General features: G+C 37.3%; 7 protein-coding genes. 3 read left to right on the forward strand and 4 right to left on the reverse strand.

Features of this window, described 5'->3' with window-relative positions; genetic code table 11:
* Positions 1-60: 60 nt before the first annotated feature.
* The gene (locus NST76_RS19520) at positions 61-2,274 is read right to left on the reverse strand and encodes a YcdB/YcdC domain-containing protein (RefSeq protein ID WP_036118974.1); all 2,214 of its coding nucleotides are present in this window, start codon (positions 2,272-2,274) and stop codon (positions 61-63) included.
* Between the two features lie 126 nt (positions 2,275-2,400).
* Entirely contained in the window at positions 2,401-3,690 is a 1,290-nt protein-coding gene (locus NST76_RS19525) for a glycoside hydrolase family 18 protein (RefSeq protein ID WP_036119005.1), read from the reverse strand.
* A 573-nt stretch (positions 3,691-4,263) separates the two neighbouring features.
* Between NST76_RS19525 and NST76_RS19530 the strand changes: the two genes are divergently transcribed.
* Complete coding sequence (locus NST76_RS19530) at positions 4,264-4,683, forward strand: hypothetical protein (protein WP_058843580.1); 420 nt, start codon at positions 4,264-4,266, stop codon at positions 4,681-4,683.
* Positions 4,684-4,696: 13 nt separating this feature from the next.
* Complete coding sequence (locus tag NST76_RS19535) at positions 4,697-9,787, forward strand: DUF4132 domain-containing protein (RefSeq protein WP_342544369.1); 5,091 nt, start codon at positions 4,697-4,699, stop codon at positions 9,785-9,787.
* Between the two features lie 43 nt (positions 9,788-9,830).
* Here the strand turns inward: NST76_RS19535 and NST76_RS19540 are convergent, their stop codons facing one another.
* Positions 9,831-10,562 (reverse strand): hypothetical protein, encoded by a 732-nt coding sequence (locus NST76_RS19540; protein WP_036118980.1) that lies wholly within the window; start codon positions 10,560-10,562, stop codon positions 9,831-9,833.
* Entirely contained in the window at positions 10,555-11,892 is a 1,338-nt protein-coding gene (locus tag NST76_RS19545) for an AAA family ATPase (protein WP_342544371.1), read from the reverse strand. The genes NST76_RS19540 and NST76_RS19545 overlap by 8 nt, the downstream gene beginning before the upstream one ends.
* Positions 11,893-12,042: 150 nt before the next feature.
* Between NST76_RS19545 and NST76_RS19550 the strand changes: the two genes are divergently transcribed.
* A complete protein-coding gene (locus tag NST76_RS19550; protein WP_036118983.1) occupies positions 12,043-12,507 on the forward strand; it encodes a hypothetical protein in 465 nt (154 codons plus the stop codon).
* The last annotated feature ends 154 nt before the right edge of the window (positions 12,508-12,661 follow it).

Raw genomic sequence — 12,661 nt, forward strand, 5'->3', positions numbered from 1 at the left:
AAACTAACCCAAAAAAGACATCTCCTTTGATGAGGAAATGTCCTTTTAATGACACGCTAATTAATAATAGAAGTTGTGATCAACTTTATTTTCTTGAATAGCCTTTGCTAAACGGACTGTTGAGATAGCCAAGTCAGCATATGACACACTCTTCGTAGCATTAAAGTTGTTTTGCTGTGCATCAATTAGACCCATACCATGTGCTAAAGCAATATAGCCTGTATACGCTGGATCAATTGAAGTTGCATCAGCAAAGTTTAATTTATAAATATCTTTATATTTAGCAACATTATCTAATTGTAATAGTTTGATTGACCACTCTGCGAACTCTTGACGAGTCAGAGTCGCATCCAATGCAAATTGATTTGCAGGCTGTATGATCCCCATTTTAACAGCTTGTTCTACTACTCCATAGAGTGGATGCTTTTTATCAATATTGTTAAAGGATTGCTTTTCACCATCTCCATTACCATAGTAACCATATGTTAAGGAATGTAATAAAATTTTCAATGCTTCTCCTTTTGTCACAGCAGCATCCGCATTAAAGTTTGCTAGATCTTTTACCTCTAACACATTTTGATTTAATAAATAATTTAACTCTTTGGCAGCCGTTGGGTGAGAAATAACAGGCTTCTCTTTAGAGTCATCTACATTATTTAACCATTCACCAGAAATAGCATCAATCTGGTTAAATAAACTACCATTGTACGTAGGAGCATACACTAAATCATAATGTTGTTTATTCTCCATATCTTGTTTTACATATTGTAGTTGCAATGTAAGTGCCTTGCTATAGGCTTCTTTTGCTTTGTCAGCTGAAATGACCTTATTGATAGATGGCCAGCTATCTATCTTTTGCTTATATACACTTAGTGAGCGTAAAGATCCATCAGAGCCAATACCTACATATAAGCCATCTCCTACAACTGCAATTCCATTCATAATGCGTGGGAAGGTGAAGTAATATTCCTTATTATATTGATCAAATACAGCATCCTCGATTGGCATTGAATACTCATGTAGATATGAAGGTGCCCATTCCTTCAAGTAATCAGTTGCCTTCTTCAATGCAGCGTCCTTCGAAATAGCATTTACTTTGTTATCTACTAAAAAATCTCTCGATAGGTCATGATACTGAACTAGTTCACCTGTCGCCTTATTGATTTCTAAAGAGCTACCAGATCCACCATTGCCATACATATACGTATAGTTTACAGAGTATATCGTCTCACCATTGTCATTTTCTCTTTCATCTACTAATTCTATATTGAGCTTCGCTTTACTCTCATCAACCTTTAAGAAATTTTTCGCGAACTCTTCAGCCTCTGCTGCCGTCATACCGTTCTTTCTTGGTGGTAATGGCTGTGCTGAAATTTTCTCAACACTCTTTGTCTTTGGCAATTGCTCAGTAAAACCATTTGCTGTCTGCCATTGCCCATTTAGAGCATGTACACCATTGAACCCTGTGGCAGGCGTATACACAAGCTTCACATTACGTTGATTAGATCTGTAGTCGTAATCAATATAATAACGAAGCTCGACAGCTAAATTATCACGAACTTGTGCCAGCATATCTTCCTCATTCTTTTTTTGATCTAAACGATCAAAGGAAGCTTTACTAATAGATTCTGCATTACTAGACATCCCCGTAATTTCACCATTTGCCAGAACATGAATAGTAATACTTTGATCTCCAATAAGAACCCCATTATAAATTGGTGAATAGACAAAGGAGTAAGTAATTGGTTCTGATAACGGTCTAGTAATATTAAAACCATATTCGTTATAATCATCACGAAGTTTGTAATTATCCGAATCAACAAATTTACCCAGGAATTTTTGTGCAATTTTTTGCGCCTCATTCTCTGAATACTTTGCTGGATAGATTGCTTCTGCTATATTTGCAGGCTGATAATAAAAACTTTCTAGTTCTAAATCATCGCCCTTAAATACAAAACTACCATGTGCATCTTTACCATTAATTGTCTTATAGAAGTTTAGTTCATATCGAACCGTTGTATCATCTCTATAAAAATGACCTGGTCCAGAATTAAAGTCATTATCCGCTACAAATTTGAACTCTTCTGGGAATAGTGAACGTAATTTTTTTATCAGCATGTTTTTTGTAACTTTTGTTTCAGTTGAAGCTACCTGAATTTCGATACGCTCCGATGATTCCTTTACATTTGCAGATACATGCGAAATTGGTGCTAAAATACCAACAGAAAATGCTGTTGACGTCAAAATAATACCTAACTTTTTAAATTTACCCAAAATATCCCTCCTAAAATACTATTTACCATAATTATAATGTATTTTCCGATATTTAGAAATGTTTTTTACAGATAATTTCCACTTAGAAGAAAATACATTGGGTAAACCCTATTTTCCTTCCTCATGTTATTTCTTCACCACATCAAAATTGGCTCCAATTAATACCCAATTTTGAGGGAATGGTAGCCCCAACTTCCAATAACCAATACCACGGAGATTATATTGTTTAATAAGATTGAATTTTGCTTGAATAGATCTAGCATCTTCAAACCACACCATATGTGCCCTACCTTGCTCATCATAGTATTCAAAGAATGGTGCTTGGGCTCGCCAATCAAACTGAATTGCTGCATTATAACGTTTGGCAATTTCAATGGCTCTTTGTGGGCTAAGTGCTTCCGCGTACGGTCCACCCTGTACAAAAGGTAACGTCCAGTCATAGCCATATAAATTTTGTCCAAGCATAATTTTACTTGCAGGTATTTCACTAATCGCATATTTTACAACAGCTTCTACCTCAGGGAGAGGCGAAACGGCCATTGGCGGTCCTGCAGAATATCCCCATTCATAGGTCATGAGTAAAACAAAGTCGACTATTTCTCCATGCGCCCTATAATCATGTGCTGCTGTCCATGGACCTCGTTCACTATCACTTGTTTTTGGAGCTAGTGCGGTAGACACTGTATATCCTTGAGCATGGAATTTTTCGACAGCTCTTCTTAAAAAATTGTTATAAGCTTGTCGTTGATCTGCTGGCAAATTTTCAAAGTCAAAGTGGATATCTTTCACTTCCCCAAGTCGCTTTGCTTCTGCAAGAATATTATCAAATAATAAATCTTGAACAGCCGTACTTTGAAAAATATCTCTCGCTAACTCGCCACTAAAACTAAAATTCTCCAGATTGGAAATAACCATAGCCAGAGATGCTCCCGTATCATCCGCAATTTGTGTCACACCTTGACTCGGTGGTCTCTGTAGGGTTCCATCCCTTCTTGCCTCATAACTGAATAAAGCTAAATATGTTAAATAGGGACCCGCTTCCCTAGCCTGATTCAAGAGGGCCTCGCTAACAGATGTTCCTCTGGGCTCTAAATACGCCAATGTTTCTGCCCTGGTTTTTGGCGGTTGTGGAATATATAATCTCGTTCCAATAGCTAATGGTTGATTGGGATTAATACCATTTACTTGAGCAAGCGTTACATAATTAATACCAAAGCGTTGCCCGATTGACCATAAGCTATCGCCTGGCTGTACATAATAAAAACTTCCGACAATTGGGATCACAAGAGCTTGCCCCACAACTAAACGATTTGGATCGGGAATTTGATTGGCCTCTACAATACTCTGAACCGTAGTCCCATACGCCTGCGCAATACCCCATAAAGACTCGCCAGCCCGTACAACATGTATTTGAATGATTTTGCCTCCTTCTCGCTTGATAAAATCATACCTATAAATCTTATGAAACCCGATAAGAAAAGATGTCTTGCTACAACACCACAAAAATCTATTACTTCGAATAGTGGATGAATTTTTGGATGGTGTATTTTATCATCCTTTTTAAAATAGTTTTTTTATTAGTGTATGAATAATAATTTCCTAAGGCTTCGGAACCCCCATTCACCTGATTTTTTGTTTGCTATGTATTCTACTGCTGTATGCCATGTACTCGATAATATCCATGTTTTTACTTTCCCTTCATTTTAATGTTTTCAATATATCTAGTGTCCTATCTTCTGCTTCTTCTCTACTATTTGTATAAGAAAACGCAAAATGATACACAACCCTAAAATATTTATCGTACAAACGTTCTATATATGACATATCCTTCTGTATAAATTCCCCCTCTTTCTACCTTATACATAAGTCTCTGTACGCTAGTTTTTGTCGCACTTTTCCCGAAATATTTAACGCAACTAGTATCATATGCCTTATTCTTTTCACTATCACCACTCTTGTATAATGAAATTATTGTAAGGAGGTGTTAGATTGCGTTTATTTTACCAGCAAAAAGTAATCGGCAAGAAATCTCGTAAGCTTCAAAAAATTCCATTTTCTATTGATGAGCCTGTTACAACTTTACAAGATTTACTTGTTCAACTTGTGACACAGCAGGTACAACAATTTAATGAAAAAATGGTCGATACACCACTTCATCTTTACTTAACGGATCAGCAATTAGATGACGCAACCCAGTATGGGAAAGTACATTTTGGAGAGAAGAAAAATGATTCTTTACAGTCAGTTGACCAAGCCATGTCCAATATGCTTCAAGCATTTCAAGATGAGCTGTTCTTGGTCCTTCACAATGAGGAATCGCTAGATTCTCTTACTACACCTTTAACCATACAGGAAGACGATGTTTTTACATTCATTAAATTAACTATGCTTGCAGGACGCATTTGGTAAGGAGGGATATTTCATGACACTTTCACATGAACAAAAAACATATTTTCAAGGTATAGTCGATTCCGCACCTATAGCTATACAGCCATTAGCTGCAGCATTACTAAAATATATGGACAACAGAGATTATGAAATAGAACAGCTGATTGCTGCTCAACAAAATTCAACACTTGAAGAGCTATTTAGTGGTCCACTATTTGACGTGCTTACGCTATTTTCTTCACAAGAACGTGCACTAAAGATTAAGAAACTAGCATTACGTTTTGATGCTACAATGTTCCAAACCGATGTTTTACGTCGATCATTTCGTTCATCTCAACCCGTGCAGGATCATCTATTCCAGTGTTTACAATTAATAGAAGAAATGCTGACCTTTGAGGAAATTACTTTGGAGGAGTTACTAGCGAATCATCATCAATACGAACATGGTACCTATCCCAATTACAGCTCTTACGTTTTGAAGAATGAAAATATAAAAGTAATGGGCTTTAACGTCTTTGAACAGTTGCTTGCTGACGAACTCTCTTTAGAAAATCCTTCTATTGAAGAGGTAGTGGAAAGTATTTTATTTGATGAGCATCACAGTAGCTTTTTCGGTCATCCGTTCATTCGGGGTATTTTTAAGTCCAATAACCACCGTATGCACGAGGCTCTTGGCAAATTATTAGTAGCAGCTGCCCGTCAAGAAGGGCTACGACAAGCAATCGTTGAAAATATTGACCATGGCAATCTTGTTGCACAGCTAAAAATGATGAAACTTATTCAAGAACATCAACTAACACGCTTCTCCTCTGTGATTCGAGCAGTCGATACTTGGATGGGGCTTGGCTATAATAGCTTTGAAAATCAAAAAGTGACGGAGGAAGTTTTAGCTTTAGCTGTCCAAGCCATCGAAGAAGATAACTTTGTTGAACAGCTACTAAAGAGTGAACGTACAATTGATATTTATGTCGCATTATGGGCAACTGCTACAAGAGACTATACAAGGCTAGATGCTGTCGTGACAACGCTCTTAAAGCGTAACAAACATATCCAGCTTACAACGCTTGCCTTTTTAAAAAATTTATCTAAGACCTCATTTACAGCGCCATTTGTGAAGGATTTAATTTTAACGACGAAAGATATCGAGTTATTTGCCTTTGCATGGGGCAATTTCCTCTATGCTAACCACTATATTAATAGCGAGTATGCAAGAGATCATGAATGGGATCAAAACCTTCAAAAATTCATGCAAGAAAATGCACAGTTGCAAGGCATTGAATATCTATTATTCGAACAACTAGAATGGGCTAAGAATGAAGTTACAAAAGAAGGGCTGAATATTACAGGTAAACCTTTATCCTTTGTCCATGTCCATTTATCATTAGAAGATTTAATTTCAACCCAAATTATTTTGGCCCATCATGTACAAGATGAGGTATTATTCCAACGAATTATTGCACAGGCAGATTCCTACTCACCATCAAGTAGAATCGGCTTACTTAATATTTATTGTCTTGATCCTAAAACACAAGGTCAACGTGAATTTTTATTTAATTCTTTACGAGATCGCAGCTCCATCAATCGTTCTCTTGCATTGAAAAAAATACATGCTCTGACACCAACCGAAGAAGAAATCGTAAAAATTGAAGATCTTTTAGCTAATAAATCAGGGGCACTTCGTAAAGAGGCTATCTCCTTGTTAAAAGCTCAACCACAGGACCCGTTATTGCAAAGTGCTGAACGACTGATAAAAGATAGTAAGCAGTTAAAAAGGCTTGGAGGACTTGAATTACTGTTAGAAGCTTCTAAGGACGACAATTTAACGAGTGAGCAAATTACCACTTTATGTTCCTTATTACCAAAAATAACAAAAAGTGAACAAGTTCTGTTAGAACAATTAGTAGCAAGGGATGTACCACAGTATAACGAGCGCAATGGCTTTGGCTTATATACGCCGCATTCCCCTATTCAATATGATCGTATTGCCGATGGGGCCATTCAAATGAATGGTGAAGAACCTTGGCAGCAGCTTGTTCCTTTCTATGTACAGACACCGACACCATTTGAACAATTTTTTCAATATGATATTGAAAAATTGCTGTCGAAGCTTGAGCAACTTATCCAAGTACTTGATGAACATGCTGAACTTGAGTATGAGACGTACCAATGGAATGATACGCCTATTACTACAACGTTAGGACAACAATATAGTGTCCTGACAGATAAAACGGACAGTCGGCGAGATGCTAGTCTAGATGCTTATCCTATTCCTGAGGAAATTGTTCAATGGATCAAGTCATCTCTATTTAGCCGTGAGGACTTAGTCTATTTTAATTTCTACAATAATCTATCAGAATACCCTGCTGCCCATGATCTTTCCGATGCAGCCCATACACTTATTAAACCTTTCTTCCAATACGAAGAAATTAAAGCACGAGTTGTTCAATTTGATTCCTTGAAATATAACTATACGATTCAACAAATTTTCTCTGTGCTATCGCAAGATAGCGATAAAATTTCAGGAGAGACAATGTTGCATAAAGAAGCTCTCTCATTACTAGAAAAGCATGCTCCTGAATTTAATAGCTTTGAACAGGCTATCGGCATAATGCTACAGCTATTCAAACAAATCCCTGCAGATCAGTGGCAGCTTGATGTTAGAGAGCAAAGTTATTATTACTATCGTTCTACATCTACTATTATTGATTTGGATGTTATTGAGACATTTGTAGAGCGATGCTGGTCTGGTTACTCAACCTATGGTGAATATGTCAAAATGCTCGCGATCAATGAAGAGCTTACAAAGCGTATGAAAAACGAAGGCTATAGTGCTAATGTATACAATTTATCACTGTTCCAATATTTAGATGCTATGAAGGCTGGGTTATTGACACAGGATCATTTATTTGAAGCCATCTTTACTGATACACTTGCTTCAGAAATATTTAACGAGCCTAATAAATTACTAGAACGCTATCAGCAGTCATTTGAAGACTTAACAGATTTTTTTGCTATTCGTGAACAAGCGATTGATCGTATTTTAGCCATAGAGCTAAAGCGTGGTGATACACCTACCACTGTAACCAAGCTTGCTAGTAATATTTCTTATTTTGAGGGTATTCATTATTTCTTACAAATTCTACAGGCACTTGATGGAGAAAAGCTTGCGCGAGGTTATATTTGGCAAGCCGAAACGAAAAAGGATGTATTCTCTCGATTGCTAACTAGCTGCTACCCTAAAAAAGAAGAAACGGCACAGCAATTAAAAGAGGCGTGGGAACAAACAGATATTTCAAAAGAACGTTTAATCGAAGCCATGATGTACAACCAGCATTGGATAGACCTTGTCAGTGAGGTCATTGACTGGGATGGATTAAAGGAATCAGCCTGGTATTTTATCGCCCATACAACTGATTCTTTATCAGACTTTGCCAAAGATCAGATTGCCCTCTTCTCTAGCATAACTGCTGAGGATTTTCGTGATGGTGCATTCGATTTAGCTTGGTTCCAAAGTGCCTACGAAACACTTGGTGCAAAAAAATTCAAACTCGTCTATGATGCAGCAAAATATGCTTCTGAAGGAGCCAACCATCGTCGGGCACAGCTTTATGCAGATACGGCTATCGGTAAGCTCAGTCCCAAACCATTTATGCAAGAAATTCAAGACAAGCGTAATAAAGATAAATTACGCGCACTTGGCCTGATTCCTTTAAATAAATCTGATGATAAAGATGCCCTAACACGCTATCAATTTATTCAACAATTTTTAAAGGAAAGTAAGCAATTTGGTGCGCAACGCCGGGCTAGTGAAGCACGCGCAGCCAGTATTGCACTAGAAAACTTAGCACGCAATGCTGGTGATGGAGAAGCCACACGCTTTACATGGCGTATGGAATTATCAGCCTTTAACGACATCAAGTATTTATTTAAAGCACAACAAATCGAGCAAATTACAGCTCATTTGCTAATTGAAGAAGATGCGTCTGTAGCCATTGTCGTTGAAAAGGATGGTAAACGTCTAAAGAATATTCCTGCTGCATTAAAAAAACATGCTGCTATTGTAACCTTGCAGGAAGCTCGAAAAGATTTACAAGAACAATATAAACGGGCCCGTCCAGCACTGGAGCAGGCTATGGAATTAGAAACTGTATTTTCAGCTGATGAGCTTATCCATTTATTAGCTCATCCGATTCTAGCTCCCCTTTTACAAAAGCTCGTCTTTATCAGTGATGAACATGTTGGCATGCTTACACCAGATGGCTTACAGCTTTTATCTGCTGACATTGTGGCACTGGCACCAACGTCCGCCATCAAGATTGCCCACCCTTATCACCTTTTAGAAAGTGGTCAATGGAGACAGTGGCAAGCCTATATGTTTGAGCACAAAATACAACAACCATTTAAGCAAGTGTTCCGTGAGTTATATCTCATCAATGCAGATGAAAAAGCACAAAAACAATCATTGCGCTATGCAGGACATCAGGTAAATCCATCACAAACGATAGCTTTGCTGAAAACACGAGGCTGGCAAATGAGTTATGAAACAGGTCCTCGTAAAGTGTATTACAAGGAAAATATTGTGGCATCCTTGTATGCACAGGCAGATTGGTTTACCCCAGCAGAAATTGAAGCACCTGCAATCGAAGGGGTTTACTTCTATGATCGTCTAACCGGCAAAAATATCGTGTTAGATGTTATTCCTGCTACGATATTATCTGAGGTTATGCGAGATATTGACCTTGTTGTCAGCGTTGCTCATATTGGTGGTGTAGATCCTGAGGCAAGTCATTCTACTGTTGATATGCGCAGTATTATTGTAGAAGAATTAGCTAAATTATTGAAGCTAAACAATGTGGAAGTGAAAAAACAGCATGCCCTCATTGAAGGTAAGCTAGCAAGCTACTCCTTACATTTAGGAAGTGGTGTGGTGCATCAAGTAGGTGGTTCGATGATTCCGATTATTGCTGTTCCATCACAGCATCGTGGACGAATTTTCTTACCAATGGTGGATGATGATCCACGCACAGCCGAAATCATGTCAAAACTGTTATTACTAAGTGAAGATACTAAAATTAAAGATCCTGCCATTTTAACTCATATTCGTAGCTATGAACAAATGCGCTAATGTAAGCCAAATAAAAACAGGTGACAAAACAAGTCACCTGTTTTTATTGTACATCCGTTTTAATCATTTCAAATAATAATGGTACATTCGTACCTCGTTGCAATGAATGGCAACCTTCCATTAAAAACGACCAACTTTTCTTTATTTTTTCCCTATAAGGTAGCTCTGAACTAACCGGGAGATAGGCTCTCAAATATTCTTCAATTGTGCCAGATAGATTGTCCATAAACGCATCTGCTTTTTGTATTTTTTCTGTTGGGATTTCATTGCGCTCATCCCATAAAACATGCTCTAAATTCGTAGAGAAATAAAACAATTGATAAGGTACTTTCATACGATTAATGCTAAAATGGTCGTTGGCAATTAAAATTTTAGCATTCTTCGCTTTCATATCATTACGTTGTTCAATTTGTTCTTTACGCTTAGCTGACTTCACTAAAATAGCATCCTCAGTATAAAATAAATTTTGCTCAATTTTCTCATCTACCTTGACACATTCCGGTGCAATAAAGCAACCATCCGTATCTGTAATATGAACGACAGCAGTTAAATCATTTGCTAAAAATTTATATTTTTCAAGATAGCTTTGGATTACTCGTACCACACTATTTTTAATATTCGGGATACGTTTATGGGCATCCCATTTTGTCAAAATATCTTCACGTTGTACATCAAAACGTATGGTTGAATTCGCAAAGTGAGCATCTAAATAATCCTCTAAAATAATTTGCTCCGTTTGTCCTTCCACAATGATTAAAAGTACCTTTTTAGTCATACTGAACACCCGCTTTACGAAAAGCACGTTTAATTTTAAATGTTTTGGTTTCCTTATAGACATCTTCATCCTGTCCACCAAGTTGAATAGCACGTAAGTAGACATCTCTAGCATTATTTACTTCTTTAATGCCTTTTAGCTGCATATAGCGGTGATTTTCATTTGTCGTTGTAAACCATAAGTTTTTAATAGCTAGCACCTCTAATACACGTAGATTATGGGATGTAAAAATAAGTTGTCCTTTTCCATCCTCATCTATCACTGTTAACAACTCACCCAACAAATATTCAAATACTCCCGAATCTAATTCATCAATAACCACACAGGCATTCGGATTATTGTAGACAGCTATCAATACACTAAGAACAGAAATGATCTTTAAAATCCCCTCAGACTCTGTTCGCAGCGGTAATTCCCTCTCTCCACGCTGTGATAAAAATTCAAAACGAATTCCCGGCTCACCATTATCCATCATTTGCTTTGTAATCACATTAATTTTAATAGTTAGACCTGGAATAATAGCCGTTAACACACGGTTACTTTGCTCAATTACTTCACATAATGCATAGAATGCATCCTCTGGTAATATTGCTGGTCCCTTTAAATCGTAAGGTATTAGACCTCTCGTTTTCTCTAAATGAATACTAAACGGCATGATCCGTTCTTCAAATAATGGTGCTATATTTTGATTATTAACAACATGTAAGTCTCTATTAAAATCAACCGCAATATTTTGAAGTAGTTGCATTTCTTGCTCCGAAAGTCGTTCCTGTAACAATGGCTTTACATCTTTATGGAATAGAAATGACATATATTGCTTTCTTGCTAACTGTTGAATAACAAGTATTTGGATACGTGCCTGCTCACTTAAATCAGCCAGTTTTGATTGACGAATTCGGACGTCCTTCTCTGTTACAGCTATTAATATCTTTGAACGCTTCCCTTTAGCATTTTCTCGATAGCTAAGACGTTCCAGCGTTGTATATAACCGATGCTGATCCTCCTGTAGCTCCACATAGTAATTTACATAAAACGTCCCAAATTGATTTTCAACTAAAAATTCGACATCTATGCAGGCTGTTTGCTCACCTGCTAAGATAAGTCGTTTTTCTTGTGAGGGTAGTTTCACTTCAGCAAGCCAACCCGATATAAGTGTCTTTAATATTTCAAATGCATCCACAATGGTTGTCTTTCCAGAGCCATTCTGTCCATACAGCCCTACAACATTTGCTTGTAGAAATGTCTCAAAATTTACTCCTAGTACAATTTCGCCTTGTCTTACATTTCGTAAATTTTGTATGTTCATCTTTTTTATTTTAATAATCGCCATTTGCTAAACATCCTTTTAACCTTTTTCCTTATTATAATGAAAATTGTTATATTTTATAACAATTTCAACCTTAAGTATCGACTAGCCTAAAGCCTATGGCAATTATCGCAATAGGCATATGTTAGAAAAAATGAAGAAAGGTGTGTTTCATTGGTTTATCCTAGATTAGCTCCTGATGATTTTAACAGTCAATTTCGCCCAGGTATGAAAATATGGGTAACACTCCCCACAGGTACTTATGCAGGTACATTGATTCGAACATTTGGCACTGGAGGAAGAACAGCTGAAATCCAGCTAGATAACGGTCAAATAGTGACTGTGGATGTTAGTCAAATTACTGCCGCAGGTACAGGTACACCACCTGGTAGTTCCTATCCTCCGCCATATCCACCACCCTATCCACCACCTTATCCGCCGCAACCATACCCTCCACGTCCATATCCGCCACAACCTTATCCACCGCAACCCTATCCTCCACGTCCATATCCACCACAGCCCTATCCGCCGCAACCTTATCCACCACGTCCAGGAGGGCAATATCCCGGTTTCCCACCACCATTAATACCAGGATTGCCTAATATTTTACCAGGTATCTTTGGTAATCCTCGACCATAGCCAATTAGAAAAGGTTATTTCTTTGTTCATCTTTGAATAAAGAAATAACCTTTTTTTCATTTTATTCCCATAATAAAAATGACAGAAAACCATAGCATTCTCAATGCATATCAGACATTACAAAATAAGTAAAAAGCCCTAACAAGGAGTTGAA

It is taken from the genome of Lysinibacillus sp. FSL W7-1291 (assembly GCF_038593415.1).
Classification (GTDB): domain Bacteria; phylum Bacillota; class Bacilli; order Bacillales_A; family Planococcaceae; genus Lysinibacillus; species Lysinibacillus fusiformis_D.

Bases quoted from the DNA above. Each gene is read 5' to 3' on its own strand.
- NST76_RS19535 (WP_342544369.1), top strand. From the start codon at position 4,697: ATGACACTTTCACATGAACAAAAAACATATTTTCAAGGTATAGTCGAT.
- NST76_RS19540 (WP_036118980.1), bottom strand. From the start codon at position 10,562: ATGACTAAAAAGGTACTTTTAATCATTGTGGAAGGACAAACGGAGCAA.
- NST76_RS19545 (WP_342544371.1), bottom strand. From the start codon at position 11,892: ATGGCGATTATTAAAATAAAAAAGATGAACATACAAAATTTACGAAAT.